The 23,118-nt window shown below is 54.7% G+C and carries 21 protein-coding genes and 1 tRNA gene; 3 read left to right on the top strand and 19 right to left on the bottom strand.

The features are described 5' to 3' along the window. Positions 1-42 precede the first annotated feature (42 nt). Positions 43-786: an iron export ABC transporter permease subunit FetB gene (gene fetB / locus AB1763_01680; protein MEW5831533.1), complete on the top strand. Its 744-nt coding sequence runs from the start codon at positions 43-45 to the stop codon at positions 784-786. Here the strand turns inward: fetB and AB1763_01685 are convergent. The 4 genes from AB1763_01685 to AB1763_01700 are packed head-to-tail and all read right to left on the bottom strand — an operon-like array spanning position 770 to position 5,307. Beyond that, positions 770-2,008, bottom strand: coding sequence for an AAA family ATPase (locus tag AB1763_01685; GenBank protein MEW5831534.1), 1,239 nt, complete (start codon positions 2,006-2,008; stop codon positions 770-772). The genes fetB and AB1763_01685 overlap by 17 nt on opposite strands. Then, positions 2,001-3,077, bottom strand: a complete 1,077-nt coding sequence (locus tag AB1763_01690) for a VWA-like domain-containing protein (protein ID MEW5831535.1) — start codon at positions 3,075-3,077, stop codon at positions 2,001-2,003. Before AB1763_01690 ends, AB1763_01685 begins: the two co-directional genes overlap by 8 nt. Further along, positions 3,074-4,066 (bottom strand): MoxR family ATPase, encoded by a 993-nt coding sequence (locus tag AB1763_01695; protein ID MEW5831536.1) that lies wholly within the window; start codon positions 4,064-4,066, stop codon positions 3,074-3,076. Before AB1763_01695 ends, AB1763_01690 begins: the two co-directional genes overlap by 4 nt. Beyond that, the gene (locus tag AB1763_01700; protein MEW5831537.1) at positions 4,066-5,307 is read right to left on the bottom strand and encodes a hypothetical protein; all 1,242 of its coding nucleotides are present in this window, start codon (positions 5,305-5,307) and stop codon (positions 4,066-4,068) included. Before AB1763_01700 ends, AB1763_01695 begins: the two co-directional genes overlap by 1 nt. A 74-nt stretch (positions 5,308-5,381) precedes the next feature. Between AB1763_01700 and AB1763_01705 the strand changes: the two genes are divergently transcribed. Then, a complete protein-coding gene (locus tag AB1763_01705) occupies positions 5,382-5,642 on the top strand; it encodes a hypothetical protein (GenBank protein MEW5831538.1) in 261 nt (86 codons plus the stop codon). On the opposite strand, the gene AB1763_01710 is transcribed toward AB1763_01705, so the two are convergent. The 15 genes from AB1763_01710 to AB1763_01780 form a co-directional block, all read right to left on the bottom strand. Continuing rightward, positions 5,639-6,385: a 3'-5' exonuclease gene (locus tag AB1763_01710; GenBank protein MEW5831539.1), complete on the bottom strand. Its 747-nt coding sequence runs from the start codon at positions 6,383-6,385 to the stop codon at positions 5,639-5,641. The two genes, AB1763_01705 and AB1763_01710, sit on opposite strands and share 4 nt — an antisense overlap. After that, positions 6,385-6,741: a hypothetical protein gene (locus tag AB1763_01715; GenBank protein ID MEW5831540.1), complete on the bottom strand. Its 357-nt coding sequence runs from the start codon at positions 6,739-6,741 to the stop codon at positions 6,385-6,387. Before AB1763_01715 ends, AB1763_01710 begins: the two co-directional genes overlap by 1 nt. 177 nt (positions 6,742-6,918) lie before the next feature. After that, positions 6,919-7,003: transfer RNA gene (locus AB1763_01720), tRNA-Leu, on the bottom strand. Positions 7,004-7,054: 51 nt separating this feature from the next. Beyond that, positions 7,055-7,369 (bottom strand): F0F1 ATP synthase subunit C, encoded by a 315-nt coding sequence (locus AB1763_01725; protein ID MEW5831541.1) that lies wholly within the window; start codon positions 7,367-7,369, stop codon positions 7,055-7,057. Between the two features lie 94 nt (positions 7,370-7,463). Next, entirely contained in the window at positions 7,464-9,641 is a 2,178-nt protein-coding gene (locus AB1763_01730) for a polyribonucleotide nucleotidyltransferase (GenBank protein MEW5831542.1), read from the bottom strand. Next, positions 9,631-10,287 carry a phosphoribosyltransferase gene (locus AB1763_01735; protein ID MEW5831543.1) on the bottom strand — a complete coding sequence of 219 codons (657 nt, stop codon included), beginning with the start codon at positions 10,285-10,287 and terminating at the stop codon, positions 9,631-9,633. Before AB1763_01735 ends, AB1763_01730 begins: the two co-directional genes overlap by 11 nt. Positions 10,288-10,295: 8 nt before the next feature. Then, positions 10,296-11,696, bottom strand: a complete 1,401-nt coding sequence (locus AB1763_01740) for an MlaD family protein (GenBank protein ID MEW5831544.1) — start codon at positions 11,694-11,696, stop codon at positions 10,296-10,298. Between the two features lie 16 nt (positions 11,697-11,712). Continuing rightward, positions 11,713-13,848 (bottom strand): LPS assembly protein LptD, encoded by a 2,136-nt coding sequence (lptD, locus tag AB1763_01745; GenBank protein MEW5831545.1) that lies wholly within the window; start codon positions 13,846-13,848, stop codon positions 11,713-11,715. Next, positions 13,841-14,290, bottom strand: coding sequence for an RDD family protein (locus AB1763_01750; protein ID MEW5831546.1), 450 nt, complete (start codon positions 14,288-14,290; stop codon positions 13,841-13,843). The genes lptD and AB1763_01750 overlap by 8 nt, the downstream gene beginning before the upstream one ends. Then, positions 14,290-15,558 (bottom strand): phosphoribosylamine--glycine ligase, encoded by a 1,269-nt coding sequence (gene purD, locus AB1763_01755; GenBank protein MEW5831547.1) that lies wholly within the window; start codon positions 15,556-15,558, stop codon positions 14,290-14,292. Before purD ends, AB1763_01750 begins: the two co-directional genes overlap by 1 nt. Before the next feature lie 381 nt (positions 15,559-15,939). Further along, positions 15,940-16,590 (bottom strand): uroporphyrinogen-III synthase, encoded by a 651-nt coding sequence (locus AB1763_01760; protein MEW5831548.1) that lies wholly within the window; start codon positions 16,588-16,590, stop codon positions 15,940-15,942. Positions 16,591-16,596: 6 nt separating this feature from the next. Then, positions 16,597-18,141 (bottom strand): glutamine-hydrolyzing GMP synthase, encoded by a 1,545-nt coding sequence (gene guaA, locus AB1763_01765; GenBank protein MEW5831549.1) that lies wholly within the window; start codon positions 18,139-18,141, stop codon positions 16,597-16,599. A 93-nt stretch (positions 18,142-18,234) separates the two neighbouring features. Next, on the bottom strand, positions 18,235-19,563 hold the full coding sequence (nhaD, locus tag AB1763_01770) for a sodium:proton antiporter NhaD (protein ID MEW5831550.1): 1,329 nt from the start codon (positions 19,561-19,563) through the stop codon (positions 18,235-18,237). Beyond that, positions 19,560-21,011 (bottom strand): L-aspartate oxidase, encoded by a 1,452-nt coding sequence (gene nadB / locus AB1763_01775; GenBank protein MEW5831551.1) that lies wholly within the window; start codon positions 21,009-21,011, stop codon positions 19,560-19,562. The genes nhaD and nadB overlap by 4 nt, the downstream gene beginning before the upstream one ends. Continuing rightward, positions 21,001-21,129, bottom strand: coding sequence for a hypothetical protein (locus tag AB1763_01780; protein ID MEW5831552.1), 129 nt, complete (start codon positions 21,127-21,129; stop codon positions 21,001-21,003). Before AB1763_01780 ends, nadB begins: the two co-directional genes overlap by 11 nt. Before the next feature lie 125 nt (positions 21,130-21,254). On the opposite strand from AB1763_01780, the gene uvrC reads away from it, so the two are divergent. Then, positions 21,255-23,063, top strand: a complete 1,809-nt coding sequence (uvrC, locus tag AB1763_01785; protein MEW5831553.1) for an excinuclease ABC subunit UvrC — start codon at positions 21,255-21,257, stop codon at positions 23,061-23,063. Positions 23,064-23,118 lie beyond the last annotated feature (55 nt).

Genomic DNA, 23,118 nt, shown 5'->3' on the forward strand with positions numbered 1-23,118 from the left:
GGGAGAAGTCTCTTTTAATCCAAAACTCTCTATCCTTTCTTTATGCAATACTCTTTTTTAGCCTCATATTTACTTATCATCTTTGCCCTCTGGTATTCGCGCCGTGAAAACTTCGGTTTGGAAAAAACGATCCTGACCAACTCGATTCTTGCGATGGTGCAGCTGGGTCTGCTGGGGTACGGGCTCGTCTACCTCTTTAAAATCGAGCATCCGTCTGTGCTGTTTTTTGTCCTGCTCGGAATGGTCACCTTCGGCGCCTTCACGGCGAAAAAACGTTCGCCTCTGGGAGAGGAGAGTTTTAAAATCGCTTTTTTCACCCTCGGCGCCTCTTCGGGGATCGTATTTCTCTCGATGACGGCGTTCGGGGTGATCCACATGGTACCGCACGAGATGATCCCCATCGGCGGGATGATCATCGGCAACGCCCTCAACGTCTACACCCAAAGTACCGAGCGGTTTCGCGCCGAGGTAAAAAACACGATCGAGACGATCGAGGGGATGGTGGCACTGGGTGCCCCACTCAAAGAGGCGCTCTCTTTTGCTTCCAAAGCATCGGTCAAAGCATCGATGATACCGACGATCAACATGCTTCAAACGGTCGGAATCATCCATATCCCCGGGATTACGACGGGGATGCTCCTCGCCGGGGCCGATCCGCTTGAAGCGGTCTCGTATCAGCTTGCCGTCATGTACATGATGGTCGCCGTGGCGCTCCTCTCGGCGTTGTTCGCTACGCTGTTTTCGTACCGCGCCATTATCGGAGCGGCGTTTACAGCCCCTCGCTGAATCTTTGCGCCTTCGGATGGACAAAACAGAGTTTTTCCCACCCCCGATTCGGACGGATCAATGTCACCCGGTGCGCTGATACGGAACGCGAAAGGGCGACGTAAAACTGCGAAGGGGCGAAGATCTCGTTGGTCTCGATGACGTAATCGGCCAAACTCATCCCCTGCGATTTATGGATCGTGATCGCAAACGCCAACGTAAGAGGGAACTGGCTGAGGGTGATGAGTTTCTCTTCGCTCGCCGTACTCCCTTTTTCCACCCAACGGGTTTTAGTGGTATCGACCCGCTCCACTTTCACACTGATCCCATCGGCTTTTTTAACCCAAATCACCTCATCATCCATCGAGGTGATCCGTCCCCGCTCGCCGTTATAGTAGTTCCACGCATTGCGGGTAAAGAGGATCGGGGCACCCACTTTGAACGCCAAAATCGGCTCGATCCGGCTCTCGATCATAAAGCGCTCGACATCCCGATCCTGCATCTTTTTGTCGTGGATCGTGACATAGGTCTCCACCTCGATAATCTCGCCGTGCAGGTGATCCAACTGGGAACGGTTATGGTTTTGGGCGCTGATGTTTTTCCCAAACAGCAACGTCATCGTCGACATATCACTGTTTAACGGTTTAACCAACGCTTCGAGGGCATGATGTGCCTCTTCATCGAGACGGGCATGACGCACTTTCTCCAGCAGGCCAAGAAACTCCGCCTCGTGGGTACGATAAGACCCCTCCAAATGGAGCGTCACCAATCCGAGCCGCTCCCATGAGGGAGATTCAAAGGCAAAATAGATCGGATCATTTCCCCGCGTCACGGGGGGAAGCTGCAAAAAGTCCCCCACTACGATGACCCGACCGTTAAACTCCGCCTGCAATAACCGCAAACGGATCATATCCAGCAGCGGCGCACCCACCATCGAAATCTCATCAATCACGATGAGTTGCATGGATCGGATCAGTTTAAGGATTTTTTTCGAAGGTTCGATTTTCCCGTTCCGTTCGAGTTCCTCCAGCGAATTTGCGATCCCGAGATCGAAAAAACTGTGCAGCGTCTGCCCACCGATCAACGTCGCCGCCATCCCCGTTGAAGCAAGACGGGCAACGCTTTTGCCCTCTCTTTGGTACGCATCGATCACCGCCAGCGTCAGGGTAGTTTTCCCCGATCCCGCCCCACCGGTAATAAAGAGGTTGGAGCGTTCCAGAATGTTCAAGGCCGATTCAATCATAAGATCCTTTCAACACGATCACCCGCCCGAAAGGAACATCCGCTTCCGCAGGGGCGATCCACAACGTCTCATAGGGAGGTTCATACGCCGGAAACGACCCGTCCAGATCGGTAAAATAGAGCAGCGTTCGGGGCTGAGCGTGCCACGTTTCGATCCGCTCGAACACGGGCCGAAAATCGGTCCCCCCTCCCCCGGTCAAAACGTAACCGATGTTTTCGCCGTTTTCAAACCGCGCGTGGGAGCGGATGCGATCGTCGCATACGAGCAAATCGACGCTGTAAGAACCGAAAAGTTCGAGGATCGATTCGATCTCGGCGATGAACTGAGCCAGTAAATCCTCATCGACCGATCCGGAGCTGTCGATCGCGATTGCAATATCCAGGTGGCGGGAATGGGCACCCGGAAGATAGATCCCTTCGTAAAGGAGTTTCTTGCTGGGAGGCAGGATCGTAAAATCGCTGATGTAATGTCCGCCCACCGCATCGCGCAGTTCGCTGCGCCAGTCGATCAAACACCCGCGCTCTTTTCCTAATAGCCGCATCACGGCATTATTGAGCGGATCGTTTTTGGCGAACGCCTCGCGGACCCGCCGTTCTCTTTGGGCGCGGGACAGCTTCTCATCGGCATTCTCCCCCTCCCTCCCCTCGTCCGCGTCGCGGTCGCTGGGCTCCTGATCGAGAAATTCCAAAGCGAGTTCCGCATAGATCTCTTCGGCACTCAGCGTTCCGAAACGCTTATCGTACATCACCGCCGGCGGAACTTCGAACCCGTTGTCGACAAGGAGTGCATTGATCGCGTAATCGCAGGCCATATTCCACAGCCACGGGCTGCGGTTTCCCCGTCGAAAGGTATGGGAAAGCGCTTCATGGAGCGCCGCGTTGCTCAGTGCGAACAGTTTCTGGGCATCGTTCAATCCTTCGATGTAGCCGGCACGGTATTCAAACCGCCCCTCGCGAAAAGCGAAACTTTCAAGATTGTCATTCACGACGCTCTCCATGCCCGCGGCGATCGTCCCGAAAAATGGGTGTTCGAGAAGCAGCCGCGCTTTGAGGGGAGAAAAATCGATCATAACAGATACGCGTACGCTTCGACCCATTCCCCGAAAGCGTCCAGATGTTCCATCGCGACGCCGTGGCGCTGAAGGTCCTGAACGATGAGAACGGCAAATTCATTTTTGAGTTTCAGCGTATAGCGCAGCACGTGCGACACGGTTTTGTCCGAAGGAGATGCGAGGACCCGTCCCACCAGCGCCGAGGAGAGGGCATACAACGCCGAAAGCTCCTGCGGGGCCTCCGCATCTTCGCCCTCGACGATCGCGTCGATGTCGGGCAGGGCATCCATCACCTGCACAAATCCCAGAAAATCGACGGCGGCATCGTGTCCCACCGCGCCGCCGATCGCATCGAGCCAAAGCGGACGGGGCAGATTTGCCGATAAGATCCGATGCACCGCCTCCCAGCTTCGGGGTGTAGGGAAACTCCGTTCGTTGCGCAAGGGATCGAATCCGAACAGCGCCTCGTTTTTAAAAGCGATATAGGCCGTCACCCGCGCGTCGATCCCCTCTCCCAACGCCCAGTCGCGCCAGTCGGCCGCATTGACTTCCATTTCGACGTGAACGAAACGGTTCGCCAGTGGGCTGGGGAGGCGGTATACGACGCCGCGATCCCCTTCGCGGTTTCCCGCAGCGACTATGGCCCATCCTTCGGGAAGCGTGTATTCCCCGACTTTGCGATCGAGGATCAGCTGGTAGGCCGAAGCCTGTACCGCCGGGGCGGCCGAGTTGAGTTCATCCAGGAACAAAATTCCCTCCCCGCCCCTGGGGAGAAACGACGGCGGCGCCCACATCGCACTGTGGGAATCACGTTCGTAAAACGGAATCCCTTTGAGATCGGTCGGATCGAGCAGGGAAAGACGCAAATCGATGCATTCCACCCCTCTCTCACGGGCAATCTGTTTGATGATCGACGATTTGCCGATTCCCGGTGCTCCCCATAAAAATGCGGGAATTTTCGCCCCGATCAAAGAACGCATGGTCGTCAAAGCGTCAAGGGTTCGCATCAGTGCCATCCTATGTTGTGGGTTTGTATGTGCCTGCCGAAGGCGGGATTGGTTTTGACCGCCCTCTCGAAGCGGCGGTCGAGGGAAAGTTGATACAGAAGTTCGATCGGCGTTGCGGGGTTGGCGGCAAGATGGCCGTGAACCTTCGGATCGTCCGAGCCGTAAAGTCTTTCGAGAAATCCTCCCGGCAACGAAGGATTCGACGCCAAAAATTCATCGTATCTTCCCGCATCCATCAGTGCCGCAGCGTGCCGCAGCACGAGCGAAGGATTCGCGGCCAGTGATTGCAAAACCGCCGTATCGTCCGTGTCCATGAGGGTATCTTGCATCGCGTCGTCCAGCGAAGGGTTTGCCGCAAGCTCGGTGGCAAACGCGCCGCGAAGTTTTTCGAACAGCTCCCCCGACAGCAGGGCGTTGCGCGCGATACAATCGGGAAAACGTTCCATCAGTACCGCCCTCCCCTCCGCCGAAAGGGTCGGGTTCCGGGCAAGCAGCTCATCAACGTCCCCCCTTCCCATCAGCTCCGTTTCCAGCAGCAGCGGTTCGCGTCTGGCGAGCAAGGCGGCACGCGAAAGGAGGAGTTTTCGCAACACGTCCAAAGGGGTGCGGGGGTGAAGCGCCATCGCGTCGAGAATGCCCGCAACCGAGCGGTCAACGGGGAAGTCGAGCTCTTTGGCGATCGGCGAAAGTGCGGCAACCGCGCCGATGAGTTCGTGCGTGCCGTAACGCTCGATCAGATGGGCAAGCCCGCTCATGGCATACTGGACGTTATGATTTTTCTCCGGATCGGCGTAAAAACGTCCGATGATCGCAGCGGTCACGTCCCGATTACGGTCGTTGTCGAAAAGCCCTTCGTTTTGCCAGTCGTAGAGCCCGAGCAGCTTGAAAAAAAGCTCGTCGGTGATGTAGGGATTTGCCAAAAAATCGACCAGCCGTTCCTGATCTTTTGAGAGTTTAAGGCTCATCAGGAGGCGGTTGGGTTCGATTGAGCGGCACAGCCACGCTTCGAGGGGCTCGAGTGCTTCGACCGCTATGTTCCCCTCCGCATAGAGCCGTGCCGATTCCGCCTGCTCGTAGGGGTTCATCATCCTCCCCTCAAGCGCCAGCGCCACCTCGAAAGCCGGCATGCGTACCCACTCGATCCCGTGAAGCCTGAGAAGCCGCGTGAACTCCTCTTCACTCAGCGAACGGGTTTTTCCCAACAATAAAACCGATTTTCCGGAGAGCTCGGTGTAATCCATACGGGCATTATAATCCATCAGCCTAAAAATAGGCCCGGCCGCTATAATAACGGCAACTTTTTAAAGGATTGACGATGGAACGACTGATTGAGGGGATCAACGCCTACAACGCCGGAGAATTTTCCCGTGCATACGAAATCCTATACCCGCTGGCCCAATACGAGCGCGACGACGAAGCGCAACTGTACGTCGGAATGATGTATTTTTACGGGGAAGGACTCGAGCAAAGCGAAGAAAAAGCGATGGAATGGTGGAAAAAAGCGATGCGTTCGGGAAATCAGGATGCCGCGTATCGCCTCAGCGAGCTTAAAACCTCGACCAAAACGACGTTTTAGGCATTCCCCAAAACGACGTTGATGCTGTAGCGCATGTCTTCGTCGAGGCTTTCCATATTCCCCAGCATCCAGGAGAGATAGCCGCGGTCGCTTTCAACGATTTCGCTAAGGGTTTTCCCTTTGTATTTTCCGAATTTGAGCGGACGGGAATAAAAAACGGGGGTCTGGGTCAACTCGACGAGTTTGTCGATCGGATTGACTTCGCCGAAGCGTTCGGAAAGCCGCTTGCGCAGCTCGCTCAAAAACAGTTTCAATACCAGCACGTCCCCGATCGCATCGTGAGCCTTCACCTCGATCCCCAGCGCCTGCGCTTCGGCCTGCTCGATTTTGTACAGCCCGAGCCGATAACGGAAATATTGCAAACGGTGCGCTTCTTCATCATCAAACAGATGCTTAGCGCAGCGCAGCGTATCGATCAGCCGCATCCGCGACGTAAAATTTTCTTTTGCCAGCATCCCCAGATCAAACGGGGCATTGTGGATAATCAGGACGTTTTCGGGTTCATTGAGACCTTCGAGGACACGAAATGCCCCCGTCTGCGTACACGTCGGAAGCCCTTCGATCATCTCGGGCGTGATGCCGTGCGTTTCCATGGCCGGTATCGCGATGGGGACTTCGCTCGAACACAGGTCGTTGTAAACTTCTACGTTTTTCCCCTCAAGGACCATGAATCCCAGTTGTATGATCCGGTCGTTTTCGCCCGCTCCCGTCGTTTCGGTGTCGAGTAAGACGTATTTCGCCATCAATACTGGTCGTCGTCTTCGTCGCGGTCGAATTCGTCGTAATCGTCCTCGTCCTCGTCGTCGAAATCGTCCTCATCGTAGTACAAGTCGTCTTCGTCTTCGTCCCCTTCGCGCATTGAGGTCAGCTCGGTATAGAGCTGCTCGGCTTCCTCTTCGTCAAGCTGCCCGCTGTTGATCTCGCCGAGCAGCTCCTTATACTCGTCGCGGAGCGCCTGAAGGTCTTCGAGCTGGGCCCGTTCCTGAGGCGACGCGTCTTTTTGCGATGCGATCGATTCGAAGATATCGTCAATGTGTTCTTCCACGTCGGGGATCAACTCGTTTTGAATCAAATGTTTTAGTTGTGTCAAGTATGCCATCTTCTATTCCTTGCGGTTTGAATAATCTCATTATAGTCTAAAAACAAGAACGAGTACAGAAACGAAAGGAAAAAAAATGACGTTTTTGCAGGGCTTTTGCACAGGGAAAAAGATTGTAGAAATGATAAATCGGATCGAAAAACCGGGGATTTAAAAGGGAGTTTTTAATAAAAAGAATGGTGCGATCGGCGAGATTTGAACTCGCACACCTGTTGGCACTACCCCCTCAAGATAGCGTGTCTACCAATTCCACCACGATCGCAGTTAAAAAGAAAAAAGATCAGCCGAAGCTGACCGAGGGTCATACCCGGAATTACCCGAGGTATGGGTTCGCGTAAAGAGCGATAAGAGCGATGACCAGGGTATAGATAACCTGAGCTTCGATCATCGCAAGAGCGATGAACATAGTTGTCATCAGTTTGCCGCCGAGGCCAGGGTTACGAGCTGTACCGGCGATTGTTGCGGCAGCAGTGCTACCCATACCGATGGCACCACCGAGTGCAGCCAGACCAAGGCCGACACCCGCAGCGATCATCGAGTATGCTTTAAGCGTTTCGTTCACTACTGCTTCTTCAGCACCGAATGCTGCAGCGGCAAGAGCGATCATAAGAAAAAGAACTTTTTTCATGAGTGATCTCCGTAAATTATTCAAAGCCCGTTCGGATTACGTATCCCTACTTATCGCTTCGTGGATGGAATTATAATCCGGTGCAGCTAAAAAATTACTTAGCCCGCCCAAGCCCGATTTTGTTTCCTTTGAATTCGACGATTTCGACCGTGATCTCGTCCCCCTCTTTGACCACGTCGCTCACCCGCGATACGTGGCCGTCGGAGAGGCGGGAAATGTGGATCAGCCCGTCGACACCGCCGGGTAATTCGACAAACGCCCCGAAATCGACGATTTTTTTCACTTTTCCGGTGACGACGTCACCGAGTTTATATTCCACCTTTTCGGGTTGTACCGCGCCGCTGGCGATCCCTTCGATGTGATCGCGCGCTCCTCGCAGCCCTTCGCGGTTTTTCCCGGTCAGCTTCACCGCACCTTTTTTCTTGTCGATATCGATCGTGACGTCGAAGCGCTCGATGATCTCGCGGATCGTTTTGCCTGCCTGACCGATGATATCGGCGATCGAACCCGGATCGACATGGAACAAGTCGGTACTCGGGAGCGTCCCTTCATTCAGCTCGATTTTCGCTTCGGAAGCCAACATGATGTCGATGATATGACTACGGGCCTCTTTAGCCTGAAAGAGCGCCTCGCGCAGGACGTCCAGACGTATCCCTCCGAGTTTGATGTCCATCTGCATCGCCGTGATTCCCTCTTTGGAACCCGCCACTTTGAAATCAAGGTCGCCGTCATGGTCTTCAAGGCCCATAATGTCGGTGAGAATCGCATATTTCTCCCCTTCAGAAACCATTCCCATCGCGACCCCCGCGATCGGATCGGCCATCTCCAGATCTCCCGCACGAAGTGCCATGTAGCCGCCGCACACCGTCGCCATCGATGACGAACCGTTTGACTCAAGGATTTCGGATACGAGGCGCACCGTCTGGCCGTTTTGGACACAGGAGCCCTCGAGTGCCCGTTTGGCGAGATTTCCGTGCCCGAGTTCCCGGCGGCGAGGGGCTCCGATCGGCGAAGGTTCTCCGACGCTGAATCCGGGGAAGTTGTAGTGGACCATGAACGTTTCGTTCTGCGTCCCTTTATCGGTGAGGTTTTCAAACATCTGCGCGTCTTTGGCGCCGCCGAGCGTCAAGACGACGAGCGCCTGGGTCTGTCCTCTGGTAAAGAGTGCCGAAGCGTGGGCTCCGGGGAGAACATTCGTTTCGATGCTGATGGGGCGAACTTCGGCAAGCCCGCGTCCGTCAGCGCGGACGCGTTCATCCAGAATCTGTGCGCGTACCATTGAGCGTTTGACCGACTCGATCGCCTTTTTCAGTTCGTGTTCGTCCCACTCGGGCTTCTCTTTCATGATATTTTTACGGATCGTGCGCAGCGCGGTGCTCCGCTCCGTTTTGGCCATCTGGTTGATCCCTTTTTTCAGGTCATCGGTATGGGTGGCGCGGACGTACTCTGCCATTTCGGCGTTGATTTCGCTGATGACGCACTGCAACTCGAACGGTTCGGCCGCAAAAGGCTTGAACGCCGATTCATACGACGTGTTCGCTTTTTTCAGTTCCTCTTGGGCACGCTCCAAAACGGTGATGAGTTCATCTTCGCTCATCGCATTCGAACGGCGCACCGGCATCGTCTGCGCCATTCCCGCCGAATCGATGATCGGATCGATCATCAGTGCGTCGAGAACCTCAACTTCATCGCTTCCGATGCTTTGCATCTCGATCATCAGCATATCATCCCGGCTTCCGGCGAGGTAGAGATCCAGGGTGCTGTTCTCCATCTCTTCACGCGTCGGATTGAACACGATCTCGCCGTCGATTTTGGCGGCCCGCACCGCGGTCACCGACGTAAAGATGTCGATGTCCGATACGTAGAGTGCCGCAGACGCCGCATTCAGCGCAAGCACCTGCAAATCGGCATCGTTGTCGGCACTAAGAACCATCACCGTGATCTGGATCGGGTTGGCGAATCCTTTGGGAAAAAGCGGACGGAGCGAACGGTCGACGATCCGCGACGTCAGCGTCTCAAAATCGCTGGGTTTGGTTTCTCGTTTGATGAATCCGCCGGGAAATTTCCCGGCCGCGTAACTCTTTTCGATGTACTGCACCGTCAGCGGCAAAAAGTCCTCGTCCACGAAATCGGTTTCGTCCACGACGACGGTCGCTAGGATCACCGTGTTCCCGCATTTGAGCCACGCGGCCCCGTTTGCCTGCTTGGCTACCTGTCCGAATGCGTATGATTCGGTTTTGTTCGTCAGTTCCAGTTCTACGTTATAGTTCATCTCTTTTCTCCAAAATTGTCTCTATCGTCTCTTCCTCGACGGGGTCGAATTCCTGATAATAGCATTGCGTATCGACGTAATCGTCAATCTCATGGACGCAGAAAACGGCGTCCACGATCGGGTCGAGCGCTTCGACCACCTCCGAGGGGATCACCGGTGCGGCGACATATACCGCCTTGGCCTTTTGCGAAAACGCGGTTTTGATCGCGCACATCAGTTTGAGTCCCGTTTCGCTCCCCTCGTCGATGAGCAGGACCGTTTTTCCTTTCATCGACTCGAAATGTTCCCCTTTACGGTATCGGTAGATCGCACTGAGGATTTTCTCTTCGTGTTTGCGCGTCGCTTCGCCGTAGATATAATCCACCTGGATATCAAACGCTTCGATCAGGGGCTGCAGGATTACGATCTCTTCGGTTTCGCTCACCCGCGCGAGTTCGCATTCGCCGTTTTGGGGAGCGGTGATCGATGCCGAGAGAAGATAGTCGATGGGAAGTTTCAGGCGGGTATTGAGGGCGTCGGCAATGACAAGCCCCCCCGCAGAGACCGCGACAAGACTCCATCCTTCGTTTTTCATCCGATCAAGCGGCAGCACCTCTTTGAGCTGGACCGCCGCGTCGGAGCGGTTTTTAAACTTGATCTGCTGCATAACCGGGTTTACCGTGCCATCGATGCGGCACCGAACGTATATTTGATGTCGTTGTCGATAAAGCGCAATCCAAGCCCCAGGAAGAGGTTCTGCGATTGCGGGTTGAGGAAATTGTCCCATCCGCCGTAGAGTTCAAGATGCTTGAGCATCTGGTAGCGCAATTGCGCTTTGAGATGCGCCCGCTCGGAGCGGACGTCGTTGACGGCATTGAAATCGAACGCTTCGGCCGAAAACTTCAGGCGGTCGTGGTTCATAAAATAGTCAAACCCGATCCCCCCGGTCGATTCGATCGCCCCGAAACGGAGCAGGAGATTGTCGAAACGTTTCCCGTACTGGAGCGAATAATAGAGTTCGCTCTCTTTGTGTTTGCCCGGGGGGTTTGTCGTGTATTGCGAGTAATCGTCGGTGCTGATCAGGTCAAACATGTAGTACGTTTCGGGATTGGGAAGGTAGTTTACCCCCAGATAAACCTTGCCGTACTGATCGCGCATCATGTAATCGGTATGCATCGCCACCTGCAGCTCGCTGGTCGTAAAGTTCGAGAGCATCGAATCGACTTTCGCGAACGCCTGCTCCCCGCTTTTGAAGAAGTCCCCCGCGGAGGTGAGAGCCGTTTTGAGCGACGAGCGGTTTTCGCTCAGGATGTCGCTGACGTTGTCTTCGATTTTGACGAATTTATCGACCGCTTCGGGGAGTTTGTGCTCGAGCGCGCCGCTGATGTTGTCCATCCGCGTCGTCAGCGAATTGATCCGGGCCATGATTTCGGGCAGGTCTTTGTTTACCGTATCGGCGCTTTGGGCGAATCCGGCGCTCATCGCCCTGAAATTGGCGATCGCGGCGTGCAGGTCTTCGCGGTTTTCGACGATGACGCCATCTAGGTTGACCCCGACGTTTCGAAAAGCGATGATCGCTTCCTGGATCGCTTTGCGGTGTTCATCATCCAGCGTTTGGCGAAAATCACGCATCAGCAGTTCGAGCTCGCGGGCGGCGGCGTTGACCGAGTCGCTGGTCTGATCGAACGAGGCATAACGTTTTGCCTGCGGCAGAGTGCCCCCGCTTGCAAGCATCTGCGGTGAATCACCGACGACGATATTGAGCACTTTCGTCCCCAGCAACGACTCCTGTGCGACGATGACTGAGGAGTCGAGCGGAATTTTGACCCCTTCGTCGATGGCCAGTTCGAGACGGACCCGCTTTCCTTCGATCGCTATGTCGCTGATTTCGCCGATTTTGACCCCGTTCATCAGAACGTGCGTATGTTCCTCGATTCCCGATGCGTCGTCGACGTAGGCGTTGGCGGGATAGGTTTCACCGCCCCAGGTACCAAACGACGTCACCTGCGTCGAAAGGAACAACAAGGCCCCCAACGCCATCAGAACGAAAAGACCGATTTTAGCTTCCAGTTTCATACGCTGCCTCTTTGTATTAGTTGCCGCTGAGTTTATAGTTGAACTCAGACCCCCCGACCGGTTTGAGGACGATCGTGATAAAGATATACGAATCGTTCACCGAATCGTTTGCACTCGCGTTGGTGAGAATCGGCCGACGGTTCTGAACCAGCCGCAGACCGAAATCCAGACAACGCCGCGAATAGAGGAATCCGATTTCGCTTGTTTTCATCAAATCCTCACGGTAATCGTAGGCGACCGATCCGAATATCCGGTAATTACGGTTGTACTGGTATGCCGCATCGGCCGTCCAGTAACTCGAATAGACCGTCTGGTTGTTCAGGAGCTGGTCGGTGTAGTAGTGGTTGATTCCCGCACTTACAACCCCGTTATTATAGCGCAGTGAATTTTGCTCTTTGGTGATGCGGTTGCGGTCGTGGTGGTAAGAGGTCTGGTTGTAAAACGAAACCGCCTCGGTGATCTGCCACTCCAGCTCGTTTTGCAGCTCCCCGTAATAGCTGCCCGCTTCGTCGAAACGGAAATTCTGCGACAGCCGGTCGGCGAGAATCTGTTTGCCGTCTTCGAAAAGGTAGTTGTTCAGTCCCAGGGAGAGGGTATCGCTGGGCTCGTTGAGGGTATAGTATTCGCACGCGGCATTCGTATTCCCCGGAATACATTGCTGGCTGGAATGAAACGTTTCGTAATAACCGCTGTATCGGCGGCTTCCGGCGGCGGTATAGCTCACGCTCGGGGTAATCGCGTGAACGTACGATTCGTACGGGCGCACCAGCGTCGAGGAGAGGGCGAAAGTGTGGTCCAGCTGCGCGTAGAGCCCCTGTTCGTAACGGTTGGTATCGTCACTGTAAGGGTTGCCGTAAAAACTGATGACCCGCGATGAGGCGTTCATCGTGTAGCTGGCGTCGAGGTATTCATCGAACAGCGCCGTTTGCAATACGACCGGGACGCTGAAATCGCCCTGTATCGCCCGTTTGCCGTCGGGACGGTAATAGTGCGTTGCGGTCGCCTCCCCGTTGATGAGGAGGTGGTCTTCCATAAACGTCTGGAGATAACGGTGATAGTGCAATGTCGGAATCGTCTGGATTGTGCGGTCGTTGTTGGCCAGGTCCAGGTACTGGTAATGTTTGAAATAGGCACCGAGATAATGATCTTCGCCGTTGTAGTAGGCATTGATACGCGACATCACCTGATTCGAGGTGACGTTTTGCGTCTGATCCGATTTTTGGAGGTTCAGGTAATCGACGTCGTTCATCCACGCGCCGTCGACGTACAATCCCGATTCTCCCGGAAGCGATAAGCCGAGCCATTCGCGTAGCGGAGCTTTGTGGATGTAATCGACTTCATATCCGTAGTGTTTCTGGTTCGCAAGGTCCTGTTTCTCGGCGTAAGCGGCCTGTTCTTTGAAATATCCGACGCGAATGGAGCCCTGGGAAGAGAGGGTGTCGACGAAACGGAAATCGGCGTACATCCCCTCCCCGCGCGAAGTACGGATCTGGGGGCGAAGCTCCAGGTCCCACCAGTTGTGGGGGGCGAGGTAGATCGGCTGCTGATAATAAAACCCCTCGGAATTGGACCATCCGAAACTGGGGATCAGCAGACCGCTGCGCCGGGTCCGGTCGGTCGGATACCCGAAATAGGGGAGATAAAAAACGGGGACGTCGTTGATGACGAGGCGGGCGTTAAAGAGGTTCAGCCACATCGCTTCGGTGTCGTAATTCGCACTGCTAAAGCGGATTTTCCAGAGCGGATCGGTCGATTCACATCCCGATACCGCTCCGCTGGAGAGATCAATTTCGTTTTCGCACGCTTCGGCCTCTTCGGTACTCAGCCAGTTGCCGCTCGCCTGATCGAGCATGTAATAGGGCTTTGAATAGCGCTTGTCGGTCGTAAGATTATACCGGGCGTAGTCGCTGATGATGTGGTACTGATTCGCCTTGAAAACGTTCACCGACCCCTTGGCTTCAACGACGGTGGTATTTTTGTCGTAAAACATCTCTTCGGCGCTCATGATCTGGTCTTGATAGAGCATCACAGGGTTTCCCCCCGCATACGCGGTCGAACCATTCATGTCGGCATGGGTTCCGACCAGCTCGACCCGGTCGGAACCCAAAAGTATCGTCGATGCGACCAAACTGATCCAGCCGAACTTACGCATCGATCACCAATGTACGCGCGGTGCGGTCATGCCAGCTACGGCGGTAGGGATCGAGCATCGCCCACAAAAATCCCAGATAGAAAAGCACTTCGCTCACTACGCGGAAAACGCTCCGGTTGAACGCGCTCAAAAATCCCGGGTTCGACAGGGTAGCCAGTTCGATCACACGGATTTTCATGATGATTTTCCCCAGGCTCGCGCCGTATTGCATCGTAAAAAACGTGTGGTAGACGATTTTGATCGCCATAAACTCGAGGAGAAAACTGTTGGTGAGGGCAATCATCTGTTCGACCGTTTTGGCCGCGGAAATGGCATCCCACAAAATGACGAACATCAATACCGACAAAAGTATCTCATCGATCCCGAACGCCGCAGCCCGCTTGCGCAGGGAGGCGGGTTCGAGCCGTTCGCGCTCCAGCAGCGTTTCGAGTTGTTCGTCCATCAGCGCAACGCTTGGTAGGCGATATCGGTGCGGAGTTTTTTCCCCGCGTAATGGACCTGCCCGCACAGCATGTAGGCGCGGTCCCGGGCCTGTTTAATGCTCTCACCGACACCGACGCACACCAGCACCCGCCCTCCGGTTGCGTAGAGTTTCCCGTCCTCGGCACTGACTCCGGCATACGCGATATGGGTATTTTGGGCAATCTCCTCGTGATGAATCTCATCCACGATGATTTCGGCCGGTTCGGAATTGGTATAGGGATAATCGCGGCTGGCCATGACGACGCCGACGGCATATCGGTCGTGGAATTCGACTTTCAGGGTATCGAGCTGCTTGGTCGCCGCTTTGTAAAAGAGTTCGCTCGCCGGTGTTTTGAGCAGCGGCATCAGAATTTCACACTCGGGATCGCCGAAGCGAACGTTGAATTCCAGCGTCAGCGGCTCGCCGTTGACGATCATCAGCCCGATAAACAAAACGCCTTCGAAAGGGGCCCCCTCTTCCTGCATCCCTTTGAGGGTCGGACGGATGATCCGTTCTTTCACCTTCTCGTAAATCACTTCGTCCACAAGCGGCGTCGGGGCGTACGCTCCCATCCCTCCGGTATTGGGCCCTTCGTCGTTGTCCAAAAGGCGTTTGTGATCCTGCGCCGCGGGGAGAAGGATAAAATCCTTTCCGTCGCACAGCGCGAACATCGACAATTCGTAACCGTCCAGGAATTCTTCGACGACGACCCGCTTGCCCGCATCCCCGAACGCTTTACCGCTGAGCATCTCCGACACGGCGACTTTCGCTTCCTCATGGCTCATCGCGATGATGACCCCTTTTCCGGCGCACAGCCCGTCGGCTTTGACGACGATCGGCGCGCTCAGCGATTCGATGAATTTGAAAGCATCCCCGATGTGATCGGTTTCGATGTAGCGTGCGGTCGGGATGTTGTTCTTGGCCAAAAAGTTTTTCATGTAGACTTTGGAGCCTTCCAGCTGCGCCGCGGCTTTCGAGGGGCCGAAAATAACCAGCCCCTTCGATTTGAATACATCCACCACGCCCTCGCTCAGCGGCCCTTCGGGGCCGACGATGGTTAGATCGATGCCGTTATCCAGGGCAAACCGCGCCAGTTCGTCATAGTCTTTGATCGATACGTTTTCGCCGAGCATCGGCGTCGCGCCGTTACCCGGGGCAAAATAGAGTTTCGTAACCGCAGGATCCTGTTTCAGGACTCTGCCGATGGCAAACTCCCGTCCGCCGCTACCGATGACCATTACGCGCATACTACACCTTGAAAAAAAATTTTGCTGGTTTTACCTGAAATTCGCACCGGATTCTCAGATCAAACAAGCAAGAGATTATAACCTCTTAATCCCAATGTGCGGTTTAAATTTATGGCGGAAAAACGGTGAAGGGGAGAAAAACGTCGAAGAAGAAAACGGAAAGCCCGGGCGGGCGTTTCGCAGTAGCTTTGGTTCTCAAAGCCGAAATAAAGCGGACCGAGCGTCTATCCGGCGGCAATCTCTCGCCCGTAGGCTCAAACGAGACCGCCGACACACCAAGACGTCTACCGGTTCCACTGTATAGAAATGTAGAACCCTCAAATGCGATTGATCGCTGCGCCCAGAATAAAAGATTATAACGTATACGCTTTTAAAAAACGATTATTTTTTGCCCGAACCGGCAATTTCACAGGCCATCTTAACGGCGGAGGCAACGCTGGTCTCCTCGCTCAAGCAGACATCGACCCCCTGCGGCAGCGCTTTTTCGGTCGTCATTCCGATCGCAACAACGCTGTGGGTATCCAAAAGCGCATACCGCTCCAGATAACACCGAATCGACGAGGGAGAGGTGAAAACCAATACCGCATTTTCGGGTATCTCGATTCCGTCGCTTTCGGGATTGCAGATCGTTTCGTACACGATTGCTTCATCCACCGAAATCCCTTTTTCATTTCTCGCACGCTCAGCCCAGTCAGATGCCACCGTTTCAGGACGCAGGTAAAGCCAGCGCTTCCCTGCTCCGAAACGGCTCAGCAGATCGGGAAGGCTTTCACCGTAACCGTTTCCCGAAAAAACGTTGGCCGCACCTGCATTCCGGGCATGCTCGGCCGTCGGTTCGGAGACACAGACGCACAACAGCTCTTTCCAGTCAGCCTCATAGCGTTTCAGTGCTTCTATCCCCTGCTTGGAGGTAAATACGATTCCGTCGTATCGGGAAAAATCGATGAGAGGGGTTAAAAAACGGATGGCAAGGACGGGGACATGGACGACCCCCGGATAAGGGGTCTTGGAAACAAGATATACGGGGCGCACGGCGCCTTATTCCCACTCGATCGTTGCGGGCGGTTTGGAGCTGATGTCGTAGACGACGCGGTTGATCCCTTCGACTTCGTTGATGATACGGCGACTGATCCGCTCGAGCAGGTCGTGCGGCAGGTGCGCGAACGTCGCGGTCATGCCGTCAACCGCTTCGACGACCCGGACACAGACCGTATTGTCGTAGGTACGGTTATCCCCCATCACCCCGACGCTTTTCACGTTGAGCAGCACGGCAAAAGCCTGCCACGTGCGGGTATAGTAACCGCTGGCTTTGAGCTCGTCGAGCAAAATAACGTCGGCTTCGCGGAGAATATCCAGATCGGCTTTGTTCACCTCTCCCATGATGCGGATCGCCAGACCCGGCCCCGGGAACGGATGGCGGTAGACAAGCGATTCGGGAAGTCCCAGTTCGAGTCCCAGTTTACGCACTTCGTCTTTGAACAGGTCGCGCAACGGCTCGATCAGTTCGAAATCCATCCAGTCGGGAAGCCCCCCGACGTTGTGGTGGCTTTTGATCGTGACCGACGCGCCGTTGGGAGAAATCGATTCGATGACGTCGGGATAAAGGGTCCCCTGCGCGAGGAATTTGATTCCCTGGTGTTTTTTCGCTTCCGCTTCGAACACTTCAATAAACGTATGTCCGATAATTTTACGCTTGGTCTCGGGGTCGGTGACGCCGGCGAGCTTGGAGAGGAAAGTCTCCGACGCATCGGCAACGACGAGAGGGACTTTGAGGTGGACTTTGAAAATATTTTCGACCGACTCTTTTTCCCCCTTGCGAAGGACGCCGTTGTCGACGAATACCGGGATCAGCTGATCGCCGATCGCTTCGTACAGCAGTGCCGCGACAACCGAAGAATCGACCCCGCCGCTCAGGGCACACAGAACTTTCCCGTCTCCCACCCGTTCACGGATTTTGACGATCTGTTCTTTAAGGAAATGTCCCATATCCCATTTTTCGGTGATGCCGCAGATTTTGCGGGCGAAATTGCGCAGCATCAGGTACCCTTCTTCGGAATGGTTCACTTCCGGATGATACTGCATCGCGTAGATACGGCGCGATTCATCGGCGATTGCCGCAAACGGCGAGTTGGCAGAGTGGGCGATGGGCGTAAACCCTTCGGGGAGGACGTCGACTTTGTCCGAATGGCTCATCCATACGATCCGCTCGTTCTCACAGTTGTCGAACAAGGGGGATTTTTTCTCCGTGTCGATAAACAATTCCGCTTTGCCGTATTCATGGTGATCGCTGCGGACAACCGAACCGCCGAAGTCGACGGCGATACGCTGCATCCCGTAACAGATCCCCAGAACGGGAACTCCCAGTTTGTAGACCTCCCGGTCCACTTCGTAAGCGTCTTTGTTATAGACCGACGAAGGGCCGCCGCTGAGGATGATCCCTTTGGGATTTTTTGCTTTGATCGCTTCTGCGCTTGTCCGGTAAGGGAGAACTTCGCAGTAGATTTTGTCTTCACGCAGACGGCGGGCAATCAGTTGCGTATACTGTGATCCGAAATCAAGAACGATGATACTAACGTCTTTCACGGGAAAGCCTTTAAGATTGAAATGTGGGGAAGGGGGAGGTACCCTAATGCTAAATGCAAGGGTACCCTAATGTAGTTTAATTTTGAATATGGCTTAATAAATACCCAGCACGACAAACTGGTAATACCACACCGCCAGCGAGACGAAATATCCGATCAAGACCGTCCATGCAAGCCGGATATGGGCGGCAAAAGTGTAAATTCCCTGCATTTTCCCCATAACGCCCACACCCGCAGCGCTTCCGAAACTGATCAGCGATCCGCCGATTCCGGCGGTCATCGTCACCAGCATCCACTGCGCATGGTCGATCGCCGGATTCGCTTTGAGCACCGCCGACATCACGGGAACGTTATCGACGATCGCCGAAAGGAATCCTACGCCGATGTTGACGAGCGTCGGGTCGAAAACTTCATAAAGTTTCGCTGCATACGCCAAAACTCCGATAAAGTGGAGTGCTCCCACTGCCGCCAAAATACCGAAAAAGAAAAGGAGCGTATTGTTTTCGATTTTGCTCATTGCCTGAAAAATACTGACGTCGACATGGTGTTTCTTTTTGAGAAAATACATGTACAGCTGCAAAATCGCCAAACCGAACAGCATCCCCCACATAGGGGGAAGGTGCAACAGCTGTTTGCCCGCCACCGCGAGCGCAATCGTCAGGGCGCCGAACGCAATGATCACTTTACCCCCTTTGAGAATTTCGATTTTCGCCGCTTCTTCGGGATTTCCGTCCCCCAGCGGATCGATATCGGGGACATAGCGGCTCAAAAGATACGCCGTGACGAACCAACCCAGAAACGATGCGGGGAAAAGATAGAGGAAATCGACGAATGCCCCTTTTTCCGCCGCCCACACCATCAGGGTCGTAATGTCTCCAAACGGGCTCCACGCACCGCCGGCATTCGCCGCGACGACCACGTTAATCGCCCCGGGGACAAGAAACTCTTTGGTCTTGTTGTCGATGGTGAGCAGCACCGTGGAAAGGATCAGTGCCGTCGTGAGGTTATCGGCGACGGGAGAGATGAAAAAGGCCAGCAACCCCGTAATCCAGAAAAGTTCGCGGTAGCTGTACCCTTTCGCGATAAGCTTGGCGCGCAACGCACTGAAAACGCCCCGTTCGATCAGCGCCTCGATGTAGGTCATCGCGACGAACAGGAAGAAAAAGATTTCGGCGATCTCAAGGATCAGATGGTCAATTTCGTGTTCAAACGGGGTAAAATCGGCCCCGACCGCAGCGTAATAAATACCGATGAGCACAAACATCAGCGTTCCGGTAAAAAGGGCGGGTTTGGCTTTGTCGATATGGTATTTCTCTTCCGCGGCGATAAAATAATATCCCACCACGAAAATAGCCAGTAGCAGCCATCCGAACGGATGGCCGACGAAATTGAGCGCGGTGTGTTCCGCAGCCGCAGTTGTCATTCTTTGTCTCCTTGTGTAATAAAATGGACTCCGATCGATTCGGTCCGGTTCTGTGCCGATTGGACGATGCAGCGCGCCGTCAGAAGACGCAGCCGCAACAATCTTCCCACGCCGCTTCGCAACATCTCTTCAATCGCTTCCAACGCGTTCTGAAGCCCTTTTGGGGTACGGACGATCGAGACATGGTCCCACATCACGCGGCGCAGTGCGTCTTTTTTCTCCTTGTCCCCGGGTAGTTCCAGCGGTTCGGTTCCCGTTTCGAACGCCCCCCCGCACCCTTGGGATTTTGTTGTGAGGATCGTCTTTGCCGCCTCTTTGGCAAACACAAGCCCTTCCAGCAACGAATTGCTCGCCAGACGGTTCGCGCCGTGGACTCCCGTAGAGGCCGCCTCGCCTACCGCATACAGCCCTTCTATGCCCGGAACGGAGCCGTGTAGGTCGGTTTTGATCCCCCCTACGGCATAATGGAACGCCGGAGAGATCGGGACCCTCTCTTTGGGGAGATGAAATCCAAGGTCGTTGAGCGATTTGTAAATATTGGGGAAGCGCTCTTTGAAATATTCACTCTCGAAATGCTCGCACGAAAGATAGGCCTGTTTCCCGGTACGCTGGCGGTAATCGAAAATCGCCCGGCTGACGATGTCCCGGGGTGCCAGTTCCCCTCTTGCGTCGTATTCGAACAAAAAACGGTAGCCGTTTTCGTCCACGACGTGGGCCCCTTCACCGCGCAGCGCTTCGGTCAGCAGCAGCTTTCTGGCCCAGTTGTTCGCCACAAAAACGGTCGGATGGAACTGCGTCATCTCCATCGATTCCAGAGCGATCCCTTTTTCCAGACAGATCCCCTGTAAATCGCCGCTGATCGTGGAAGCGTTGGTGTGAAATTCGTACAAAGACCCCACCCCGCCGCTGGCGATCACGACGTTGTCGGCACGGATAAGGCGCCGTTTTCCTTCACTGACCACTTCGACGCCGCAACAGCGGCCGTTTTCGATCAACAAATCGACGACGGTCGCATCGCTGAGCATCGGATGGGGATTTTGCTGCAACAGGAAAAAATGGAGGTATCGGCCCGTCGCGTCCCCTCCCGCATGAAGAATACGGCTGCGCGAGTGGGCCGCCTCTTTGGTGTAGAGCAGATGCCCTTCCTCATCCCGGTCAAACAAAAAACCGCGCTCGATCAGATCGCGGATCACCTCTTGCGAATGTCCGCTCATGAGCCGTACCGCTTCGACGTTGCACATTCCGGCCCCCGCATCGAGGGTATCGGCGACATGAGAGGGGATATCCTCATCATCGTAGGCGGTCGTCACCCCCCCCTGGGCGTAATAGGTATTGCACTCCCAAGGGTACGATTTGTTGATAACGAGGACTCTGAGCGTTTCGGGCAATCCGATGGCCGTATAGAGCCCGGCAACCCCCGATCCGATAATCACGACATCATAGCGCAACGGAAGGACCCTCTTTCGGGGACGGTTTCTCGTAGTACGGCGGGGCTTTATAACCGCATCCGCCCAATATCGCCGCGAATACGGCCAACGCCGCAAGCGCCATCAATCTTTTTGACATACATCCCCTTTTCGTGATTCGGGGCGACCCTCGCCGGATCCCCTTACGGATGCCGATTCGGGCAGCATCTTTTCTTTCGACGATGGTATAATAGCTTCTATAAATAACTGATTAAGAGATAGCCGATGATCGATCAAATCCGCTCCCTTCCTTCACAGGCGGGAATCTATCAATACCTCGACGCTTCGGGGCGCATTCTCTACATCGGCAAAGCCAAAAACCTCGCCAAACGGGTCAAAAGCTATTTTAACCTGACCCCGGCACTGTCACCGAAATCCACACTCTCGCTGCGCATTCAGAAGATGCTCTCTGAAACGGCGGGGCTCCATTACATCGTCGTCGAAAACGAACACGACGCTCTGATTCTCGAAAATTCCCTCATTAAACAGCTCAAGCCCAAATACAACATCCTCCTGCGCGACGATAAAACCTATCCTTATCTTTACGTCGACCTGGACGATCCCTACCCCCGTTTCGAACTGACCCGGAAAATCATCAAAGGGAAATCGATCCGCTATTTCGGCCCTTTTTCGACGGGGGGGCGCGACATTCTCGATTCGCTCTACGAACTCCTCAAACTGGTCCAGAAAAAAAGCTGCGTCAAAGGGAAAAAAGCGTGCCTGTTCTACCAGATGGGCCAATGCCTGGGCCCCTGCGAATACCCGGTTCCGCGAGAACACTACCTGCCGATGATCGAGCAGGGAATCGAATGGATCCGCGACAAGCGGCTACTGATCGAACGGCTCGAAGAGAAGATGGCGTTGTACGCCGAAGCCCTCCGTTTTGAAGAGGCGCTCGTGCTGCGAGACCGCTGCGAACGGATCGCCCGGAGCGAATTTACCTCCCAGATCGATCTGGCCTCACGGGAGAACTATGACGTTTTCGCCATCGAAACCGACGAAAGCCGGGGATGCATCGTCCGCCTTTTCGTCCGGGAAGGGCGGGTGGTATCGGGGACCCACGATTTTTTCCACCTCACTCCCTACTTTTCGGCCGATGAAGCCTATGAACGGACGCTGGTCGGTTTTTACGGTACCGAAAAGCCCCCGGTTATCGCCCCGATACTCACGGCCCACCCTTTCGAATCTTCCGAATGGGTCGCCGAACACCTCAGCGAACTGTTCGGGAAAAAAGCGCTTCTCGATACCCCCAAACGGGGGGTCAAAAAAGAACTGGTCGACCTGGCCCTCGCCAATGCCCGAGAATTGCTCCGGACACCCAAACCTTCCAAAGAAGCGCTCCTCGATCAACTCCGGGAACTGTTGGCCCTCACGGTTCCTCCGCGACGAATCGAAGTGTTCGACAATTCCCATCACGGCGGGACTGCGACGGTCGGAGCCATGGTGGTCTTCGCCGATGAGGGTTTCGACAAAAGCGGCTACCGCACGTATCACCTCCATGCGCGCGACGAGTACGGCCAGATGCGCGAGATGCTCGCCCGACGGATCGAAGGGTTCGCTTCCAATCCCCCTCCCGATCTTTGGGTGATCGACGGCGGCGAGACCCTCCGATGCCTGGCCGAAGAACTGCTTGCATCGCAGGGGGTGAATCTCGACGTCGTCGCGATCAGCAAAGAAAAAATCGACGCCAAGGCGCATCGCGCCAAAGGTTCGGCCCGCGATATTCTCCATGCCCGTTCGGGGCTGTTCCGGCTCGAGACGACCGATAAACGGCTCCAGTTCGTTCAGATGCTCCGGGACGAAGCTCACCGCAGCGCGATTACCTTCCACAAAAAAATCAAAGTCAAACAGGACCACGCCTCCAAACTCCTCGCGGTTCAGGGGATCGGACAGGCAAAGCTTCATAAACTGATCGAATATTTCGGCACCTTCGAGGCGATCGCAAAGAGTGACTTCGAAACCCTGCGCGATCTGGTCGGGGAAAACGATGCCCGTACGATACAAAATCATTACGCCCAAACCGCGTCTAAGTAATCTTTTATGGAGTTTATGCCATATTCCACAGATTATGTTTTCAGCAGTTTTTTTG

It is taken from the genome of Campylobacterota bacterium (genome assembly GCA_040752835.1).
Taxonomy (GTDB): Bacteria; Campylobacterota; Campylobacteria; order Campylobacterales; family Sulfurimonadaceae; genus Sulfuricurvum.

Excerpts from the sequence above, each read along its gene's own strand:
- fetB (MEW5831533.1), top strand. The coding sequence starts at position 43 with ATGCAATACTCTTTTTTAGCCTCATATTTACTTATCATCTTTGCCCTC.
- AB1763_01685 (MEW5831534.1), bottom strand. The coding sequence starts at position 2,008 with ATGATTGAATCGGCCTTGAACATTCTGGAACGCTCCAACCTCTTTATT.
- AB1763_01690 (MEW5831535.1), bottom strand. The coding sequence starts at position 3,077 with ATGATCGATTTTTCTCCCCTCAAAGCGCGGCTGCTTCTCGAACACCCA.
- AB1763_01695 (MEW5831536.1), bottom strand. The coding sequence starts at position 4,066 with ATGCGAACCCTTGACGCTTTGACGACCATGCGTTCTTTGATCGGGGCG.
- AB1763_01700 (MEW5831537.1), bottom strand. The coding sequence starts at position 5,307 with ATGGATTACACCGAGCTCTCCGGAAAATCGGTTTTATTGTTGGGAAAA.
- AB1763_01705 (MEW5831538.1), top strand. The coding sequence starts at position 5,382 with ATGGAACGACTGATTGAGGGGATCAACGCCTACAACGCCGGAGAATTT.
- AB1763_01710 (MEW5831539.1), bottom strand. The coding sequence starts at position 6,385 with ATGGCGAAATACGTCTTACTCGACACCGAAACGACGGGAGCGGGCGAA.
- AB1763_01715 (MEW5831540.1), bottom strand. The coding sequence starts at position 6,741 with ATGGCATACTTGACACAACTAAAACATTTGATTCAAAACGAGTTGATC.
- AB1763_01725 (MEW5831541.1), bottom strand. The coding sequence starts at position 7,369 with ATGAAAAAAGTTCTTTTTCTTATGATCGCTCTTGCCGCTGCAGCATTC.
- AB1763_01730 (MEW5831542.1), bottom strand. The coding sequence starts at position 9,641 with ATGAACTATAACGTAGAACTGGAACTGACGAACAAAACCGAATCATAC.
- AB1763_01735 (MEW5831543.1), bottom strand. The coding sequence starts at position 10,287 with ATGCAGCAGATCAAGTTTAAAAACCGCTCCGACGCGGCGGTCCAGCTC.
- AB1763_01740 (MEW5831544.1), bottom strand. The coding sequence starts at position 11,696 with ATGAAACTGGAAGCTAAAATCGGTCTTTTCGTTCTGATGGCGTTGGGG.
- lptD (MEW5831545.1), bottom strand. The coding sequence starts at position 13,848 with ATGCGTAAGTTCGGCTGGATCAGTTTGGTCGCATCGACGATACTTTTG.
- AB1763_01750 (MEW5831546.1), bottom strand. The coding sequence starts at position 14,290 with ATGGACGAACAACTCGAAACGCTGCTGGAGCGCGAACGGCTCGAACCC.
- purD (MEW5831547.1), bottom strand. The coding sequence starts at position 15,558 with ATGCGCGTAATGGTCATCGGTAGCGGCGGACGGGAGTTTGCCATCGGC.
- nhaD (MEW5831550.1), bottom strand. The coding sequence starts at position 19,563 with ATGACAACTGCGGCTGCGGAACACACCGCGCTCAATTTCGTCGGCCAT.
- AB1763_01780 (MEW5831552.1), bottom strand. The coding sequence starts at position 21,129 with ATGTCAAAAAGATTGATGGCGCTTGCGGCGTTGGCCGTATTCGCGGCG.
- uvrC (MEW5831553.1), top strand. The coding sequence starts at position 21,255 with ATGATCGATCAAATCCGCTCCCTTCCTTCACAGGCGGGAATCTATCAA.